The sequence below is a fragment of the Streptomyces sp. NPDC057002 genome (assembly GCF_042673825.1).
Lineage (GTDB): Bacteria > Actinomycetota > Actinomycetes > Streptomycetales > Streptomycetaceae > Streptomyces.
The window spans coordinates 292108-310007 of record NZ_JBHURZ010000008.1 but is presented as its reverse complement, the minus strand read 5'-3'; the positions used below and the strand labels follow the sequence as shown (position 1 = coordinate 310007).

At 69.7% G+C, this 17900-nt stretch carries 16 protein-coding genes and 2 riboswitches; of the genes, 10 read left to right on the top strand and 6 right to left on the bottom strand.

Annotated elements, in window-relative coordinates; genetic code table 11:
- Positions 1 to 192 precede the first annotated feature (192 nt).
- On the top strand, positions 193 to 885 hold the full coding sequence (locus tag ACFT32_RS34590) for a FadR/GntR family transcriptional regulator (protein WP_382497146.1): 693 nt from the start codon (positions 193 to 195) through the stop codon (positions 883 to 885).
- Between the two features lie 63 nt (positions 886 to 948).
- Entirely contained in the window at positions 949 to 1635 is a 687-nt protein-coding gene (locus ACFT32_RS34585) for an NADPH-dependent F420 reductase (protein ID WP_382497427.1), read from the top strand.
- A 1-nt stretch (position 1636) separates the two neighbouring features.
- On the opposite strand, the gene ACFT32_RS34580 is transcribed toward ACFT32_RS34585, so the two are convergent.
- The 6 genes from ACFT32_RS34580 to gcvT form a co-directional block, all read right to left on the bottom strand.
- Positions 1637 to 2194 (bottom strand): glycoside hydrolase family 25 protein, encoded by a 558-nt coding sequence (locus ACFT32_RS34580; protein ID WP_382497144.1) that lies wholly within the window; start codon positions 2192 to 2194, stop codon positions 1637 to 1639.
- A 129-nt stretch (positions 2195 to 2323) separates the two neighbouring features.
- Entirely contained in the window at positions 2324 to 3736 is a 1413-nt protein-coding gene (locus ACFT32_RS34575; RefSeq protein WP_382497142.1) for an MFS transporter, read from the bottom strand.
- Positions 3737 to 3851: 115 nt separating this feature from the next.
- Positions 3852 to 5219, bottom strand: coding sequence for an L-serine ammonia-lyase (locus ACFT32_RS34570; protein WP_382497140.1), 1368 nt, complete (start codon positions 5217 to 5219; stop codon positions 3852 to 3854).
- Between the two features lie 85 nt (positions 5220 to 5304).
- On the bottom strand, positions 5305 to 6582 hold the full coding sequence (gene glyA, locus ACFT32_RS34565) for a serine hydroxymethyltransferase (RefSeq protein WP_382497138.1): 1278 nt from the start codon (positions 6580 to 6582) through the stop codon (positions 5305 to 5307).
- A 14-nt stretch (positions 6583 to 6596) separates the two neighbouring features.
- A complete protein-coding gene (gene gcvH, locus ACFT32_RS34560) occupies positions 6597 to 6974 on the bottom strand; it encodes a glycine cleavage system protein GcvH (protein ID WP_382497136.1) in 378 nt (125 codons plus the stop codon).
- A 125-nt stretch (positions 6975 to 7099) separates the two neighbouring features.
- Complete coding sequence (gene gcvT / locus ACFT32_RS34555) at positions 7100 to 8230, bottom strand: glycine cleavage system aminomethyltransferase GcvT (RefSeq protein ID WP_382497134.1); 1131 nt, start codon at positions 8228 to 8230, stop codon at positions 7100 to 7102.
- Positions 8231 to 8269: 39 nt separating this feature from the next.
- Positions 8270 to 8396, bottom strand: a riboswitch (glycine riboswitch).
- Position 8397: 1 nt separating this feature from the next.
- Positions 8398 to 8498: riboswitch (glycine riboswitch) on the bottom strand.
- Positions 8499 to 8680: 182 nt separating this feature from the next.
- Here gcvT and ACFT32_RS34550 point away from each other — a divergent pair.
- From ACFT32_RS34550 to ACFT32_RS34515, 8 genes are all read left to right on the top strand, one after another.
- On the top strand, positions 8681 to 9349 hold the full coding sequence (locus ACFT32_RS34550; protein ID WP_382497425.1) for an AAA family ATPase: 669 nt from the start codon (positions 8681 to 8683) through the stop codon (positions 9347 to 9349).
- Positions 9350 to 9697: 348 nt separating this feature from the next.
- Positions 9698 to 10486, top strand: coding sequence for an enhanced serine sensitivity protein SseB (locus ACFT32_RS34545; RefSeq protein ID WP_382497132.1), 789 nt, complete (start codon positions 9698 to 9700; stop codon positions 10484 to 10486).
- 211 nt (positions 10487 to 10697) lie between these two features.
- On the top strand, positions 10698 to 11456 hold the full coding sequence (locus ACFT32_RS34540) for an enhanced serine sensitivity protein SseB C-terminal domain-containing protein (RefSeq protein ID WP_382497423.1): 759 nt from the start codon (positions 10698 to 10700) through the stop codon (positions 11454 to 11456).
- A gap of 331 nt (positions 11457 to 11787) precedes the next feature.
- Positions 11788 to 12786 carry an ABC transporter permease gene (locus ACFT32_RS34535; protein WP_382497130.1) on the top strand — a complete coding sequence of 333 codons (999 nt, stop codon included), beginning with the start codon at positions 11788 to 11790 and terminating at the stop codon, positions 12784 to 12786.
- An 8-nt stretch (positions 12787 to 12794) separates the two neighbouring features.
- Positions 12795 to 14561 (top strand): ABC transporter substrate-binding protein, encoded by a 1767-nt coding sequence (locus ACFT32_RS34530; RefSeq protein WP_382497128.1) that lies wholly within the window; start codon positions 12795 to 12797, stop codon positions 14559 to 14561.
- A gap of 91 nt (positions 14562 to 14652) precedes the next feature.
- The gene (locus ACFT32_RS34525; RefSeq protein ID WP_382497126.1) at positions 14653 to 15663 is read left to right on the top strand and encodes an ABC transporter permease; all 1011 of its coding nucleotides are present in this window, start codon (positions 14653 to 14655) and stop codon (positions 15661 to 15663) included.
- Complete coding sequence (locus ACFT32_RS34520) at positions 15660 to 16742, top strand: ABC transporter ATP-binding protein (RefSeq protein WP_382497124.1); 1083 nt, start codon at positions 15660 to 15662, stop codon at positions 16740 to 16742. Before ACFT32_RS34525 ends, ACFT32_RS34520 begins: the two co-directional genes overlap by 4 nt.
- Before the next feature lie 14 nt (positions 16743 to 16756).
- Positions 16757 to 17875 (top strand): ABC transporter ATP-binding protein, encoded by a 1119-nt coding sequence (locus ACFT32_RS34515; protein ID WP_382497122.1) that lies wholly within the window; start codon positions 16757 to 16759, stop codon positions 17873 to 17875.
- Positions 17876 to 17900: the final 25 nt, after the last annotated feature.

Sequence of the window (17900 nt, the reverse complement as noted above, 5' to 3'; positions counted from 1 at the left end):
CGGCTCGGTCGGACGGTGACCGGCGGCACGGCGCCCCGCGGCGGGGTGCCGGTCGCGTCAGGCCCCGCCGCGGCAGCCGAGAAGAAGGAGACCGCGGAACGTCATGCCCGGTACGCTAGCCACTCCTCAGCTCCTCAGACAAGTGAAACCTCGGTAGAATCCCCTCACTCCTCAGACAAGTTGGTGAAGCGCATGCCGCTCGGCGCCGTCCGCCCCAGCCCTCTGGTCGAGCAGGCCGCCGCCCGGCTGCGCGAGCAGATCACCGCCGGCCACTGGCCCGTCGGCACCAAGCTGCCCGGCGAGACGACCCTGGCGAAGGAACTGGGCGTCGGCCGCTCGACCGTCCGCGAGGCGCTGCGCGCCCTGGCGGGTGCCGGGCTGGTGCGGCCGCGCCAGGGCGCCGGTGTCTTCGTCCTCGCGACCGAGCCGGTCGAGGACTGGCCCACCCGGCTGCGCCGGGCCGCCGTGACCGACGTCTACGAGGTCCGTATGGCGGTCGAGGTCCACGCGGCCCGGCTCGCCGCGCGCCGCCGCACCCCCGACGACATCGCGGCGCTGCGGGCGGCGCTGGAGGGCCGCCGCGCCGCCGCCACCGCCGACGACGCGGCCTTCGTCGACGCGGACATCGCCTTCCACGCCACCGTGATCGCCGCCGCCCGCAACCCGGTGCTCGCCGACCTGTTCACCGAGTTCACCCCCGTCCTGCGCGAGGGCCTGATCGAACTCCTGGCCCTGACCGGCCTGCGCGGCCACGACCCGAACACCGGCGACGAGGCCCACGAGGAGCTCGTCCGGGCGGTGGCGGACGGGGACGAGGAAGGGGCGGCGGAGGTGCTGCGCGGGGAACTGGAGGACCCGTTCGCACTTACCGGGAAGCCGGAATAGCCCCTCCGCCCCGGAGGTTGACCCTGGTCACGAAGGCTCCGCGAGGAGGCCCAGGCGCTATCGATCCCCGGAAGGGCGAGGCGAGACATGAAGATCGGCATCATCGGAGCGGGCAACATCGGCGGCAACCTGACCCGGCGGCTCACCGCCCTCGGGCATGACGTGTCCGTCGCCAACTCCCGGGGCCCGCACACCCTCACGGCCCTCGCGGAGGAGACCGGCGCGACGCCCGTGACGGTCGAGGAGGCGCCGCAGGGCGCCGAGATCGTCGTGATCACCATCCCGCTGAAGGCGGTCCCGGACCTGCCGTCCGGCCTCCTCGACAAGGCGGCGGACGGTGTCGCGGTCATCGACACCGGCAACTACTACCCGCGGGAGCGGGACGGCAGGATCGCGGGGATCGAGGACGACGGCCTCACCGAGAGCCGCTGGACGGAACGCCGGATCGGCCACGCGGTCGTCAAGGCCTTCAACGGCACCTACGCCCAGGACATCCTGGAACGCCCGCTCCCGCCCGGCGACCCCGACCGCATGGCCCTCCCGGTGGCCGCCGACGACGAGCCGGCCAAGCGCAAGGTACGGGACCTCGTCGACGCCCTCGGCTTCGACACGGTGGACGCGGGCGGCATCGACGACTCCTGGCGCCAGCAGCCCGCGACCCCGGTCTACGGCCTCCGCGCCGGCGTCGAGGCCGTCACGAAGGCCCTGGCAGAGGCATCACCGGAGCGCACCCCTGAGTTCAGCGCATAGGTCAGGCGTCCTCGGCCCATCTCCGCAGCGCGGCCTTGCTGTCGAAGTCGGCGACGTTCTTGTCCAGCGGGTTGTCGGTGTACTGGTGGAAGCGCCACTTCGCCTTGATGCGGGGCTTGCCCGCGGAGACGTAGTCGGCGATCCACAGGGCGTCCCCCGCGTAGGACGTCGTGTCGATGTTGAGCCAGAAATTCCGGTTGCAGTAGAGCACCACCTGGTTGTTCGGCCGGAGGTCCTTCAGCTTCCGGATGAACAGGTCCTTCTCCGCGTTGCTCGCGTGCGTTCCGTTGCTGGTCGTCTCCCAGTCGACGGCGAGGATGTCGCCCGCCCGCTCCGGGGCCTTGCCGGCGAAGTACTCGGCCTGGGCGCTGAGGTTGCCGGGCCACAGGAAGTGGTAGAAGCCGACGACCAGCCCGGCGTCACGCGCGCGCTTCGTCTGGGCGGCCAGTTTGGGGTTGACGTAGGACCGCCCCTCGGTCGCCTTGACGAAGACGAAGGAGAGGCCGTCGGTGTCGTAGGAGGAGGACTGGTAGGCGCTCACGTCGATGCCGCGCAGCATGGGGCTCCCTCTGGTGCGGGTGGGGCTGAAGTTCCCTTGGGCCGGGGGTTGTTGTTATGCCCCGCGAGGGCGGCCGTACGCCGGGCGCGAGGAGGCTCGCGGCCCGGCGGTGGTGAACGCCGGTCGGCTTCAGGCGGTGGGGGAGGGGGCCTCGGCGCGGGGCGCGTCGTCGGCGGAGGCGGCTTCGCGGTCGTCCAGGGAGACGTGCTTGGTCTCCTTGCCGAGCAGAAGCGCGATCAGCGTCAGCACCGCCATCGCCGAGAGGTAGACGCCGACCAGCCACGGTGAGCCGTCGCCGGTCTCCCACAGCGCCACGGCGATGAACGGGGCGACCGCCGCCCCGAGGATCGAGCTGACGTTGTACGCGATGCCGGAGCCGGTGTAGCGCACGCTGGTCGGGAAGAGCTCGGGCAGCAGCGCGCCCATCGGGCCGAACGTCATGCCCATCAGGGTGAAGCCGAGCACGAGCCACAGCACCACGCCGAGGGTGCCCAGTTCGATCAGCGGCACCCAGACCAGTCCGAAGACCACGATCGCGGCGGTGATCCAGATCAGGGTGGCGCGCCGCCCGTACCGGTCCGCGAGCGGCCCTGAGATCAGGGTGAACGCGGCGAAGAACAGCACGCCGAAGATCATCATGAGCACGAACGTGGTGTAGTCGTACCCGAGTCCGGGCACGGCGGCATCCTTCGCCGTGCGTCCGTAGCTGAGCGAGAACGTGGTCATCAGGTAGAAGAGCACATAGGTCGCCAGCATGATGAAGGTGCCCAGGACCAACTGCTTCCCGTGGCTGCGCACCACGGTGGCGAGCGGCAGCCGCCGCACCCCGCCGGACTCGCGGGTCTTGGCGAAGACCGCCGACTCGACGAGCCGGGAGCGCACCCACAGGCCGATCGCGACCATCACGGCGGAGAACAGGAAGGGGACGCGCCAGCCCCAGCTGACGAAGGCGTCCGAGGGCTGCGAGGGGTCGGCACCGGCCGCGGACGGCAGCAGGGCGCCGATGACCAGGAACAGGCCGTTGCCGATGATGAACCCGAGCGGGGCGCCCAACTGCGGGAAGGTGCCGTACAGGGCGCGCTTGCCGCTGGGGGCGTTCTCGGTCGCGACCAGGGCGGCTCCGCTCCACTCGCCGCCGAGCGCGAAGCCCTGCGCGAGCCGCATCAGCACGAGCAGGGCGGTGGCCACCCAGCCGGCCTGGGCGTAGGTGGGCAGAACGCCGATGAGGAACGTGGCGATGCCCATGGTCAGGAGCGAGACGACGAGTGTCTTCTTGCGGCCGAGCCGGTCACCGAGGTGCCCGAAGACGACGGCGCCGATCGGGCGGGCGACCATCGCGGCGCCGAAGACCGCGAAGGACGACAGCAGCGCGGTGGTCGGGTCGCTGCTGGGGAAGAAGAGCTGGGGGAAGACGAGCACCGCGGCGGTCGCGTAGATGTAGAAGTCGTAGAACTCGATCGTCGTGCCCATGAGGCTGGCGACGAGGACGCGGGACCGCGGGTTGACGGGCGTCGGGGCTGAACCAGTGGCTGGGGCGGGCATCGCTCGGTCCTTCACGCGTGAAACATGGTCACCGCAACGATGTCAGCCATCTTGATTTTCGGTATCGCCATCTCGCATCGCAAGACCACGACCGGTGGCCCCGGTGCCCCGGCGCTCAGCACTCGATGATGTTCACCGCCAGCCCGCCCCGGGCCGTCTCCTTGTACTTCACCGACATGTCCGCCCCGGTGTCCTTCATCGTCTTGATGACCTTGTCGAGGGACACCTTGTGGGAGCCGTCGCCGCGCATGGCCATGCGGGCGGCGGTGACGGCCTTGACCGCGGCCATGCCGTTGCGTTCGATGCACGGGATCTGGACCAGCCCGCCGACCGGGTCGCAGGTGAGGCCCAGGTTGTGTTCCATGCCGATCTCGGCGGCGTTCTCGACCTGCTCCGGGGAGCCGCCGAGGACCTCGGCCAGGGCGCCCGCGGCCATCGAGCAGGCGGAGCCGACCTCGCCCTGGCAGCCGACCTCGGCACCGGAGATGGAGGCGTTCTCCTTGAACAGCATGCCGATCGCGCCCGCGGCGAGCAGGAAGCGGACCACGCCCTCCTCGTCGGCTCCCGGCACGAAGTTGACGTAGTAGTGCAGGACCGCGGGGATGATGCCGGCCGCGCCGTTGGTGGGGGCGGTGACGACCCGGCCGCCGGCCGCGTTCTCCTCGTTGACCGCCATCGCGTAGAGGGTGATCCACTCCATGGCGAGGGCCTTCGGATCGCCCTCGGAGCGGAGCTTGCGCGCGGTGTTCGCGGCGCGGCGGCGCACCTTGAGGCCGCCGGGCAGGATGCCCTCCTGGGACAGGCCGCGCGCCACGCAGTCCCGCATCACCTGCCAGATCTCCAGCAGGCCCTCGCGGATCTCCTCCTCGGTGCGCCAGGCACGCTCGTTCTCCAGCATCATCGCCGAGATGGACAGGCCCGACTCCTGGGCCATGCGCAGCAGCTCGTCGCCCGTGCGGAAGGGGTACTTCAGGGCGGTGTCGTCGAGTTTGATGCGGTCCGCGCCGACGGCTTCCTCGTCGACGACGAAGCCGCCGCCGACCGAGTAGTAGGTCTTCGTCAGCAGCTCCGCGCCCGAGGCGTCATGCGCCCACAGGGTCATGCCGTTCGCGTGGTACGGGAGGGCCTTGCGGCGGTGCAGGACCATGTCGTCGTCGAAGGAGATCGCGATCTCGTGCTCGCCCAGCAGATTCAGCCGGCCGCCGGTCCTGATCCGGTCCACCCGGTCGTCGGCCTTCTCCACGTCGACCGTGCGCGGCGAGTCGCCCTCCAGACCGAGCAGGACCGCCTTGGGCGTGCCGTGGCCGTGGCCGGTGGCGCCGAGCGAGCCGTACAGCTCGGCACGGACCGAGCCGACCGACTCCAGCAGCCCTTCGTTGCGCAGCCGCCGGGCGAACAGGCCGGCCGCGCGCATCGGGCCGACCGTGTGGGAGCTGGACGGGCCGATGCCGATCGAGAACAGGTCGAAGACCGAGATGGCCACGGGAACTCCTGACTACGGGGGTGGTGCGGTGGGCCGGGCGCCGCGACCGCTCGTGACGGGCGCGGCGCCCTGAAAGGTTTCTTCGTTACTTGTTCAGGCCCGGGTACAGCGGGTGCCTGTCGGCCAGGGCCTTCACCCGGGCCTTGAGCGCGTCCGCGTCGGCGGCCCCGAAGGGAGCGGGCGCCTTCAGCGTCTCGGCGATGACGTCCGCGACCTCCGCGAAGTCCTCGGTCTCGAAGCCCCGGGTCGCCAGGGCCGGCGTGCCGATCCGCAGACCGGACGTCACCATCGGCGGGCGCGGGTCGTTCGGGATCGCGTTGCGGTTGACCGTGATGCCCACCTCGTGGAGGCGGTCCTCGGCCTGCTGTCCGTCCAGCTCCGAGTGGCGCAGGTCGACCAGGACGAGGTGCACGTCCGTGCCGCCGGACAGGACGTCCACGCCCACGGCCCGGACGTCGTCCTTCACCAGACGCTCGGCCAGGATGCGGGCACCCTCCAGCGTACGGCGCTGGCGCTCCTTGAAGTCCTCGGAGGCCGCGACCTTGAACGAGACCGCCTTGGCCGCGATCACATGCTCCAGCGGTCCGCCCTGCTGACCGGGGAAGACAGCGGAGTTGATCTTCTTGGCGAGCTCGGCCGTGGAGAGGATCACACCGCCGCGCGGGCCGCCCAGCGTCTTGTGGGTGGTCGTGGTCACCACGTGCGCGTGCGGAACGGGGTTCGGGTGCAGCCCCGCCGCCACGAGCCCGGCGAAGTGCGCCATGTCGACCATCAGGTACGCGCCGACCTCGTCCGCGATCCGGCGGAACTCGGCGAAGTCCAGCTGCCGCGGGTAGGCCGACCAGCCCGCGACGATCAGCTTCGGCCGGGACTCCTTCGCCAGCCGCTCCACCTCGGCCATGTCGACCCGGCCGTCGTCGCCGACGTGGTATGCGACGACGTCGTAGAGCTTGCCGGAGAAGTTGATCTTCATACCGTGGGTCAGGTGCCCGCCGTGCGCGAGGTTCAGACCCATGATGGTGTCGCCCGGCTTGAGCAGCGCGAACATCGCGGCGGCGTTGGCCTGGGCGCCGGAGTGCGGCTGGACGTTGGCGTGCTCGGCGCCGAACAGCTCCTTGACGCGGTCGATCGCGATCTGCTCGACCACGTCGACGTGCTCGCAGCCGCCGTAGTAGCGGCGGCCCGGGTAGCCCTCGGCGTACTTGTTGGTGAGGACCGAGCCCTGTGCCTCCATGACCGCGACCGGGGCGAAGTTCTCCGAGGCGATCATCTCGAGCGTGGACTGCTGCCGGTGCAGCTCGGCGTCGACCGCGGCGGCGACGGCCGGGTCGAACTCGTGCAGGGATGTGTTCAGGACGGACATACGGCTACGACCTCTCAGCCGGCGGAGAACGCGGTGTACTCGTCGGCGGAGAGCAGGTCGCCCGGCTCGTCCGTGACGCGCACCTTGAACAGCCAGCCGCCCTCGAAGGGGGCCGAGTTCACCAGCGACGGGTCGTTCACGACGTCCTCGTTGACCTCGGTGACCTCACCGGAGACGGGGGAGTAGAGGTCGGACACCGACTTGGTCGACTCCAGCTCGCCGCAGGTCTCGCCCGCGGACAGGGTGGCACCGACCTCCGGGAGCTGGACGAAGACGACGTCGCCGAGCGCGTTCGCCGCGTGCTCCGTGATGCCGATCGTCGAGACGCCGTCCTCGGCGCCCGACAGCCACTCGTGCTCCTTGCTGTAACGCAGCTCTTTGGGGTTGCTCATGGCCTGGATTCTCCTGTACGCGCGGGAGTGCTGATGAAGGGGGACCGCTGGTGAGCGGGGGTGTGATGCCCGGGACCGCTGTGACGGCCCGCGGCCGGTGTCTGCTTCTGGCGCTTGGCCAGTCTCTACTTCTGGCGCTTGTAGAACGGCAGCGCCACGACCTCGTACGGCTCGTGACTGCCCCGGATGTCCACGGCCACACCGGGTGTGCCGGGCGCCGCGTGCGCGGGGTCGACGTACGCCATCGCGATCGGCTTGCCGAGCGTGGGGGAGGGGGCGCCGGAGGTGACCTCGCCGATCACCTCGCCGCCGGTGACGACCGGGTACCCGGCGCGCGGGACCCTACGGCCCTCGGCGACGAGGCCGACCAGGACGCGGGGCGGGTTCTGCTCGGCGCGCGCGGCGGCCTCGGTCAGGGCCTGGCGGCCCACGAAGTCGCCCTCCTTCTCGAACTTCACCACCCGGCCGAGTCCGGCGTCGAAGGGCGTCAGGGAGGTGCTCAGCTCGTGCCCGTACAGCGGCATGCCCGCCTCAAGGCGCAGCGTGTCGCGGCAGGACAGCCCGCACGGGACCAGACCGGCGCCCTCGCCCGCCTTGGTGAGGGCCTGCCACAGCTCGACGGCGTGCTCGGGCTTCACGAACAGCTCGAAGCCGTCCTCGCCGGTGTATCCGGTGCGGGCGATGAGGGCCGGGACACCCGCGACCGTGCCGGGCAGACCGGCGTAGTACTTCAGGCCGTCGAGGTCGGCGTCGGTGAGGGATTTCAGGATCCCCGGGGACTCCGGCCCCTGCACGGCGAGCAGCGCGTAGGCGTCCCGGTCGTCGCGCACCTCGGCGTCGAAGCCGGCGGAACGTTCCACCAGGGCGTCCAGGACCACCTGGGCGTTGGAGGCGTTGGCCACGACCATGAACTCGGGGGCCTCGGTCTCGGCCAGCCGGTACACGATCAGGTCGTCGAGGATGCCGCCGTCGGCCTGGCAGATCATGGTGTAGCGGGCGCGGCCGGGCTTGACCCCGCCGATGTTGCCGACCAGCGCGTGGTCGAGGAGGGCGGCGGCCCCCGGCCCGGTGACGGTGATCTCCCCCATGTGGGAGAGGTCGAACAGCCCGGCCTTCGTACGCACCGCGTTGTGCTCGTCACGCTCGGAGCCGTAGCGCAGGGGCATGTCCCAGCCGGCGAAGTCGGTCATCGTCGCGCCGAGCGCACGATGCAGGGCATCGAGCGCGGTGTGGCGGAGTTCTCCTGTACTGCTCATCGGTCGGTCGTCTCCCAAAGGCATGACGGGCGAGGTCGTTCCTCCCCATCTGTCATCGGAACCTGAGAGGTTCGCCATGACCACACGGGACACGGCTTGCACCTTGGGTGGGGCCACGCCGTTTCCCCGGACTCCGGAGAAGGGTGCGGCCCGCTTTTCAGATGTGCCTCGCCCGCGCGGTAACGGGGCCTGAGAGATTCAAGGGAGGGACTTGCTCCTTCGGCGCCCCAGCGTCGGACGGTGCTGGGGACTCTCCCGCGCGGATTCAAACGGCCGGTATGCAGTTGGCGCGCACATCATTGCACGCATCGTCGCGGGGTGGCAGGGGGACCACCCTGTAGCAGGCCTGTTGCAGGAAGAGGACTAAAACCAGAGACATCGGGCATTACCTTCTCTTTACACTCGGCGGGCATGGGACTCCGTACCTGGCCCCAGGGGAGGACGATCACGGTGAACAGGACCACCGCGTACGCCACGACGTCGGGCATCGCGCTGCCCGAGCAGCCGACCGCTCCGGTACGCGCGGCCTGCGGCCCGCAGCCGGTGCCGGTCGTCCGCGATCTGCGCGAGCGCGCCGGCCGCGGCCCGCACGCGCTGCTGTTCGGCCCCCGCGACATCGTCGTGGTCACGGGCCTGCCAGGCAGCGGCAAGTCCACGCTGATGCGGCGCACCGTGCCGGGCCGGCGTATCGACTCCCAGGACACCCGCGACCACTGGGACCGCCGCATGCCGCGCGCCCTGCCGTACGCGGTCTACCGCCCGCTCGTCCGCCTCGCCCACTACGCCGGGCTGCGGCGCGCCCTGCGCACCGGCGAGGGCGTCGTCGTGCACGACTGCGGCACACAGGCCTGGGTCCGCCGCTGGCTCGCCCGCGAGGCCCGCCGCCGGGGCGGCACGCTGCATCTGCTGATGCTCGACGTCACCCCCGAGCAGGCCCTGGCCGGCCAGCGCGACCGCGGCCGCGGTGTGTCGCGGTACGCGTTCCTGCGCCACCGCGCGGCCACCCACCGCCTCCTGCGAGAGGTGGAGCGCGGCGAACTCCCCACGGGCTGCGGCTCGGCGATCCTCGCCGACCGCGACGCGGCGAACACCCTGCACCGCATCGCCTTCGCGGGCTGACGGCCCCGGCCCGTGAACCGGCGCGGACGGGACCGGCCGTCCGCGGCCGGCGGCTCTGGTCACAGGGCTGGCGGCCGCGGTGGGTGAGCCGGGTTCACAGGGCCGGCGGCCGCAGGTGGTCAGCCGTGTTCGTGGGGTCGGCGGCCGTGGTCGGTGAATCGTGTTCATGGGGCAGGCGGCACGGGTCGGTGAACCGTGTTCATGGGCGGGCAACCGTGGTCGGTCGGCCCGGAGAGCAACGGACCGTTCGCCCGCGGCCCCCCATCGTGGTTCACGGGGTGGCCGTCCCCCGTTCCCGAGCCGCTAGCCTTTGAGCCACAGCAGTGGTTCCAGGCAGGCGGTAGGCAGATGGACTTCCCGGCGGACTTCTCCGCGGACTTCCCGGCGCAGACGCAGACACACCCGCACGGCGGATGGCCCGGCAACGAGCTGGAGGAGGTGCTCTCGGCCTCCCTCGGCGCCGGCCCCTCGGCCGGCGGGCGGATCGTCGAGGTGCTCGGCCGGAGCTTCGTGTGGATCCCGCTGCCCAGCGGCGGCGGCCCGCAGAGCGGCCCCCTCGACCTCCCCGGCATGGAGATCGAAGGCCAGGCGTACGTCCCGGTGTTCAGCTCCGAGGAGCAGTTCCGCCAGGTCGTCGGCTCGCACATGTCGTACACCATCGCGCCGGCCGTGGAGTTCGCCCGCGGTCTGCCCCCGCACGCGGGGATGGTCATCAACCCGGGCGGCGTCGTCGGCATCCCGCTCCCGCCGTCGGCCGTCGCCGAGCTGTGCCGGGCCGGCCGGACCCCGCTGGACGGCCCAGCGAGCGGCGGCCGGGTGCGCCTCTTCGAGCCCGACTGGCAGGACGACCCGGTGGACTTCCTCGCCGCCGCCTCCGCCGAGTTCGAGGCGATCGGCGTCGTCGTCACCGCCCGCCGCTGCCTCGCCGCGATCGAGACCGCCGATCCGGTGATGTTCGTCGGCGTCGAACTCTCCCAGTGGGAAGGCGACCTGCGCGCCCTCCCCCTGGAGGCCCTCACCCGCGCCGTCACCGCCGCCCCGGCTCCCTGGCCGGTCAACCTGGTACTCCTGGACGTCGCGGAGGACCCGGTGGGCGAGTGGATGCGGGACAGGGTCCGGCCCTTTTACCAGCGGTAGGTCAGATACCTCAGGGGCGCGGGACGGTACCATCATGCGGCTCCGCCGCGTGGGCGCGCCCGACCACATACGACCCGCACCCGCCGACCGGCACCAAGCTCCGAGCCCCCGCACGGGCTTAAGCTAGGTGCACGGCTGGCACGAGGGTGTTGTACGAAGGGGCGATAGAAAAGTGAGCGCTGGCACTGCCGCGGCCGGACAGGTCGAGCACATGCTGCGCCAGGTCACGCCCGGGCGTTATGACGCCTACGAGGCCCTCCTGCGCGCGCTCGCGACCCCGCACAGCGGCCAGATCTGGATGCTCCTGTGGCACGGCCAGGCCGGATCCCCCGACGCCCAGTACGGAAACATGGAGGTCCAGGGCTACGGCTACGCCCCCTGTGTGACCTCCGCCCAGGAGCTCTCGGCGAGCGGCTGGAACCGCAGCTACGAGGTCGTCGACGGAATCGACGTGGCCCGCGCCCTGTACCCCGACCACTACGGCCTCTGGCTCAACCCGCACGCCCCGGGCGGCGGCGTCGGCATCCCCTGGCTCGACCTGCGCCGGATCGCCACGGGCCTGGACCGCCAGCCCGCCGGACCCCTGCGGCTGTCCGAACCGGCCATCGAGATCCCGCAGTTCTACGCCCTGCTCGCGCAGAACGCCCACCGCACCCCGGCCGTCCGGTCGCTGCGCCGGGCCTGGGTGCAACCGGCGCTCGGGGCGCCGTATCTCGCCATCGGACTCGATGTCTACGACACCTCGCCGCCGGCCGTGGATTCGGTGCGCGCGATGATGCAGCAGTCCCTCGGCGCCGTACCGGACGGGCTCCCTGTCTCGACCGTCGCGATGTCCGACGAGCATGACCCGGTCGCCATGTGGCTGCGCACCGGCGCACGCCCCTTCTACGACCGTGAGGCCCACGCCACCGCCCCTGTCCAGGCGCCGGTTTCGGGCTACGGATACCCCCCTGCCCAGGGCAGGTACTGACCCGTTCCGCAGGTCCCTCGAGGCCGCCCCCGAAAGCGACGGCCACTCAACTCTCCGCGCGTAGATAAGGGTGAAAAGGGCAGCGATGTCCTAATATGCCCCTGTCGCAGCGCGTCCGACCCCTGTTACCCGCTGTCCGGATAACGGAACCTCGCAGACAGCATCACGTTTACGCATCCTTTCATCGCCAAGTCTGGCAACAGATCGCCAAAGCGTTGAAGACTCCCCGCAAGACACGGGCCGGGTCGGTCTCGTGTACGAGACAAACAAAACCGCTACAGCGGCAGCCAGGGGGTCGGCGATCGCCGGCCCGAGAGGGGTCAATCGCACCGTGACCGCACCCATCGAGACCACCGGGGCGGAAGCCGGAGCACAGCCCGAGGCCGTGCTCTCCGGGGTCAAGAAGAGCCAGATCGAGGGGCGCTCGCTCACCCAGATCGCCTGGATGCGCTTCAAGCGGGACAAGGTGGCGATGGCGGGAGGCGTCGTCGTCGTCCTGCTCGTGCTGATGGCGGTGTTCTCGAAGCCGATCCAGTGGATCTTCAACCTCGATCCCAACAAGTTCAACCAGGACCTCATCGACCCGGCGCTCCTCGCGCCCAAGGGCGGCTGGGGAGGCATGAGTTGGGACCACCCGCTCGGTGTGGACCCCCAGTACGGCCGGGACATGCTCGCCCGCGTCATCGACGGCTCCTGGGTCTCCCTCCTGGTCGCGGGCGGCGCCACGCTGCTGTCCGTGTGCATCGGCACCGTGCTCGGTGTCGTCGCCGGGTACTACGGCGGCTGGATCGACAGCGTCATCAGCAGGCTGATGGACACCTTCCTGGCGTTCCCGCTGCTGCTGTTCGCCATCTCGATCTCGGCCTCGGTGCAGGACGGCTTCTTCGGTCTCGACGGCCTGCCCCTTCGCATCTGCGTGCTGATCTTCGTGATCGGCTTCTTCAGCTGGCCGTACATCGGCCGCATCGTTCGCGCGCAGACCATGACCCTGCGCAAGCGGGAGTTCATCGAGGCCGCAACCAGCCTCGGAGCACGCGGCCCGTACGTCCTGTTCAGGGAACTGCTCCCCAACCTCGTCGCGCCGATCCTCGTCTACTCGACGCTGATCATCCCGACGAACATCCTGTTCGAGGCCGCGCTGAGCTTCCTCGGCGTCGGTATCGCTCCGCCGCAGGCCTCCTGGGGCGGCATGCTCAGCAACGCTGTGGATCTCTACACGGCTGATCCGCAGTACATGTTCGTGCCCGGACTGGCGATCTTCATCACCGTCCTGGCCTTCAACCTGCTGGGTGACGGGCTGCGTGACGCCCTCGACCCTCGCAGCAAGTGATCCATCGAATGAGGGGGCTTCCTCAGGTGAAGACGAGAAGGGTGACCGCCGGCGTTGCGTCGGTCCTGGCACTGTCGCTGGGTGCTGCCGCGTGCGGCGGCGGAGGTGACGACAACGACGGGGGAGGCAACGGCAAGAAGGACGCCGCGCTGAACTCGATCGTCAACGCGTCGAGCAAGAAGGGCGGGACGGTCTCGTACGAGCACTCGGACGTGCCGGACTCCCTCGACCCGGGCAACACGTACTACGGCTGGGTGCAGAACTTCTCCCGCCTCTACGGCAGAACGCTCACCACGTTCAAACCGGCGGCGGGCAAGGACGGCCTGGAGGTCGTGCCTGACCTCGCCGAGGGCCTCGGCAAGGCCAGCACGGACGCCAAGACCTGGACGTACAAGCTGCGTACGGGTGTGAAGTTCCAGGACGGCACCCCGGTGACGTCCAAGGACGTGAAGTACGCCATCGAGCGTTCCAACTTCGCGCCCGAGGCGCTGTCCAACGGCCCGACGTACTTCAAGGCGTACCTGGAGGGCGGCGACAAGTACAAGGGCCCCTACAAGGACAAGTCCGCCGAGGGCATCAAGTCCATCGAGACGCCGGACGACCAGACGATCGTCTTCAAGCTGAAGCAGCCGTTCGCAGACTTCGACTACCTGGCGACGTTCTCGCAGACGGCCCCGGTGCAGCAGTCCAAGGACACCGGCGCGAAGTACGTGCAGGCCATCCAGTCCACGGGCCCGTACCAGTTCCAGTCCTACGAGGAGGGCCGCAGCGCCACCCTCGTGCGCAACCCGCAGTGGGACGCGAAGACGGACCCGGTCCGCAAGGCCCTGCCGGACAAGGTCACGATCAAGTTCAAGGTCAACCCGGTCACGGTCGACAACGACCTGCTCTCCGACAAGATCACGGCTGACGCGGCCGGCACGGGTGTGCAGCCGCAGACCCAGCCGAAGGTGCTGCGCGGCAAGTACGCCGACCAGACGGACAGCTCGTACGCCGGTGCGACGCAGTACATCGCGCTGAACGTGAACGTGAAGCCGTTCGACAACGCCGACTGCCGCAAGGCCGTGCAGTGGGGCCTCGACAAGCAGTCGGTGCTCGACGCCATGGGCGGTTCGCCGAAGGGCGACGTGGCGACCACGCTGCTGCCGCCGTCGGTCAACGGCTACACCAAGTTCGACACCTACGCGACCGAGGGTCACAAGGGTGACGTGGCCAAGGCCAAGGCGGCGCTGAAGGCGTGCGGCAAGCCGAACGGCTTCAACACGATCCTGACGGCCCGTTCCGACCGGCCCGCCGAGGTCGCGCAGGCCACGGCCGTCCAGGCGTCGCTGAAGAAGATCGGCATCAACATCGAGATCAAGCAGTTCCCCTCCGGCAAGTACTTCTCCAACTTCGCCGGTGTCCCGAGCTACGTCCACGACAACAAGCTCGGCATGCTCTCGATGGCGTGGGGTGCCGACTGGCCGACCGGCTACGGCTTCCTCGACCAGATCATCAACGGTGCGGCCATCAAGCCCTCGGGCGGCAACAACCTGATGGAGCTGGACGACCCGAAGATCAACAAGGCCCTGACGGACGCGATCGCCAACACCGACGACGCGGCCCGCACCAAGGCGTGGGGCGACATCGACAAGATGGTGCTCGACAACGCCTCGGTCGTTCCCGTCATCTACCGCAAGAACCTGCTGCTCAGGCCGACGTCCGCGGCCAATGTCACGGTCACGCAGGCCTACCTCGGCATGTACGACTACCTGCTGATGAGCTCCTCGAAGTAACCCAGCAGGCCGGATCCTTTCGAAAGGCAGGTGAAGGCACCGGGTGGCCGCGGCGGACGATCCCGCCGCGGCCACCCGGGGCCGTACAGCTGTGGCTGCGTACATCCTCCGACGCGTCATGGGCGCGGTGCTGTTGCTGCTGGTGGTCAGCGCAGTCACTTTCGCCATCTTCTTCCTGGTGCCCCGCCTCGGGGGCCAGACGGCCGACCAGTTGGCCACCCAGTACGTCGGCAAGGACGCGAACCCCGAGTCCGTCGCCGCGATCAAGCAGAACCTCGGCCTGGACCAGCCGGTCTACGTCCAGTACTGGGACTTCATCAAGGGCCTCGTGATCGGCGCCGACTACAAGTTCGGTCCCGACGCGACGCACTGCGGCGCACCCTGCTTCGGCTACTCCTTCAAGAGCCACATCGAGGTGTGGCCCCAGTTGGAGCAGCGGATTCCGGTCTCCTTCTCGCTGGCCGTCGGTGCGGCGGTGATCTGGCTGGTCTCCGGTGTGACCACCGGCGTGATCTCGGCCCTGCGCAAGGGCAAGCCGATCGACCGCATCTCGATGTTCATCGCGCTCGCCGGCGTCTCGCTCCCGATCTTCTTCACCGGCCAGATCCTGCTCGCGCTCTTCGTCTACGAGATCCCCGTCTGGGAGAGCATCGACTACGTCCCGTTCACCGAGAACCCGGCCGAATGGGCCTGGCACATGGTGCTTCCCTGGGTCAGCCTCGCCTTCCTCTTCTCCGCGCTCTACGCCAGGCTCACCCGGGCGGGCATGCTGGAGACGATGAGCGAGGACTACATCCGGACGGCCAGGGCCAAGGGCCTGAAGGAGACGACGGTCGTGGCCAAGCACGGCCTGCGCTCCGCGCTCACCCCGATCGTCACCATCTTCGGCATGGACTTCGGCACCCTCGTCGGCACCGCGGTGCTCACCGAGACCGTGTTCTCCCTGCAGGGCATCGGTGCCTACTCGGTCCAGGCCATCAAGGACAACGACCTGCCCATCGTGATGGGCGTGACCCTGGTCGCCGCGTTCTTCATCGTCTTCTGCAATCTGATCGTCGACCTGGTGTACGCCGCCATCGACCCCCGGGTGAGGTACTCGTGAGCAAGCTCGACAAAGCCGCGCTCGGCGAACCGGACTCCGTCGCCCCGTCCACCGCGGACGACGTGTTCCTGTCCGTACGGGATCTGCGCATCCACTTCGACACGGACGACGGTCTGGTCAAGTCGGTGGACGGCGTCAGCTTCGACGTGCGCAAGGGCAAGACCCTGGGCATCGTGGGCGAGTCCGGCTCCGGCAAGTCCGTCACCTCGCTGGGCGTGATGGGCCTGCACCGCTCGGCGCGTGCCAAGGTCTCCGGCGAGGTGTGGCTGGACGGCCAGGAGCTGATCGCGGCCGACCCCGACGAGGTGCGGCGGCTGCGCGGCCGGAAGATGGCCATGATCTTCCAGGACCCGCTGTCGGCGATGCACCCCTACTACACGGTGGGGCAGCAGATCGTCGAGGCGTACCGGGTCCACCACGACGTCAACAAGAAGGTCGCCAGGCAGCGGGCGATCGAGATGCTCGACCGGGTCGGCATCCCCGAGCCCGCCAAGCGCGTGGACGGCTACCCGCACGAGTTCTCCGGCGGTATGCGCCAGCGCGCGATGATCGCCATGGCGCTGGTGAACAACCCCGAGCTCCTCATCGCCGACGAGCCGACCACCGCCCTGGACGTCACCGTGCAGGCGCAGATCCTCGATCTGATCCATGACCTGCAGAAGGAGTTCGGCTCCGCGGTCATCATGATCACGCACGACCTGGGCGTGGTCGCCGAGATGGCCGACGACCTGCTGGTCATGTACGGCGGCCGGTGCGTGGAGCGCGGCCCCGCCGAGGACGTGTTCTCCGAGCCCCGGCACCCCTACACCTGGGGCCTGCTCGGCTCGATGCCGCGCATGGACCGGGAGGAGACCGACCGGCTCATCCCGATCAAGGGCGCGCCGCCCTCCCTCATCAACCTCCCGTCCGGCTGCGCCTTCAACCCGCGCTGCCCGTACGCGGACATCCCGAAGGACAACGTCACCCGCACGGTCCGCCCCGAGCTGACCGAGGTCGGCGGCGGTCACTGGGCCGCCTGCCACATGACCCAGGAGCAGCGGGAGCGTATCTGGACCGAAGAGATTGCGCCGAAGCTGTGAGCGACGAGAAACCGGTGAGCAAACCGGACACCAGCGGGGCCACCCTCACCAAGGACTCCGCCGCCGACGGCGAGGTCCTGCTGAAGGTGACCGGCCTGCAGAAGCACTTCCCGATCCGCAAGGGCCTGCTCCAGCGGCAGACCGGCGCGGTGCGCGCCGTCGACGGCATCGACTTCGAGGTCCGCAAGGGCGAGACGCTCGGTGTCGTGGGCGAGTCGGGCTGCGGCAAGTCCACCATGGGCCGGCTGATCACCCGGCTGCTCGAACCGACCGACGGCAAGGTCGAGTTCGAGGGCAAGGACATCACGCACCTCGGCACGAGCGATCTGCGCCCGATGCGCCGTGATGTGCAGATGATCTTCCAGGACCCGTACTCCTCGCTGAACCCCCGGCACACGATCGGCACGATCGTCGGCGCCCCCTTCAGGCTCCAGGGCGTCGAGCCCGAGGGCGGGGTGAAGAAGGAGGTCCAGCGGCTGCTGTCGGTGGTCGGCCTCAACCCCGAGCACTACAACCGCTATCCGCACGAGTTCTCCGGCGGACAGCGCCAGCGCATCGGCATCGCCCGCGCGCTCGCGCTCAACCCGAAGCTGGTCGTGGCGGACGAGCCGGTCTCCGCGCTGGACGTGTCGATCCAGGCGCAGGTGGTGAACCTGCTGGACGACCTCCAGCAGGAGCTGGGCCTGACGTATGTGATCATCGCGCACGACCTGTCGGTCGTCCGGCATGTCTCGGACCGGATCGCGGTGATGTACCTCGGCAAGATCGTCGAGCTGGCCGAGCGCGACCAGCTGTACAAGTCGCCGATGCACCCCTACTCCAAGGCCCTGCTGTCGGCCGTGCCGGTACCGGATCCGAAGCGCCGGGGCGCCAAGAGCGAGCGCATCCTGCTGAGGGGCGACGTGCCCTCGCCGATCTCCCCGCCGAGCGGCTGCCGCTTCCACACCCGGTGCTGGAAGGCGACCGAGATGTGCAAGACGACCGAGCCGCCGCTGGTGGAGCTGCGGGCCGGGCAGCGCGTCGCCTGCCACCACCCGGAGAACTTCGAGGACCAGCAGCCGCAGGACACCAAGCTGCTGTCCTCGGCTCACGAAGCCGCCGCGGAGAACAGCACGCCCTCCGTCGAGAAGTGATTCCGTCCGAGCCCCCGCCCCTCAC

Excerpts from the sequence above, each read along its gene's own strand:
- ACFT32_RS34590 (WP_382497146.1), top strand. The coding sequence starts at position 193 with ATGCCGCTCGGCGCCGTCCGCCCCAGCCCTCTGGTCGAGCAGGCCGCC.
- ACFT32_RS34580 (WP_382497144.1), bottom strand. The coding sequence starts at position 2,194 with ATGCTGCGCGGCATCGACGTGAGCGCCTACCAGTCCTCCTCCTACGAC.
- ACFT32_RS34575 (WP_382497142.1), bottom strand. The coding sequence starts at position 3,736 with ATGCCCGCCCCAGCCACTGGTTCAGCCCCGACGCCCGTCAACCCGCGG.
- glyA (WP_382497138.1), bottom strand. The coding sequence starts at position 6,582 with ATGTCCGTCCTGAACACATCCCTGCACGAGTTCGACCCGGCCGTCGCC.
- gcvH (WP_382497136.1), bottom strand. The coding sequence starts at position 6,974 with ATGAGCAACCCCAAAGAGCTGCGTTACAGCAAGGAGCACGAGTGGCTG.
- gcvT (WP_382497134.1), bottom strand. The coding sequence starts at position 8,230 with ATGAGCAGTACAGGAGAACTCCGCCACACCGCGCTCGATGCCCTGCAT.
- ACFT32_RS34545 (WP_382497132.1), top strand. The coding sequence starts at position 9,698 with ATGGACTTCCCGGCGGACTTCTCCGCGGACTTCCCGGCGCAGACGCAG.
- ACFT32_RS34540 (WP_382497423.1), top strand. The coding sequence starts at position 10,698 with ATGCTGCGCCAGGTCACGCCCGGGCGTTATGACGCCTACGAGGCCCTC.
- ACFT32_RS34530 (WP_382497128.1), top strand. The coding sequence starts at position 12,795 with ATGAGGGGGCTTCCTCAGGTGAAGACGAGAAGGGTGACCGCCGGCGTT.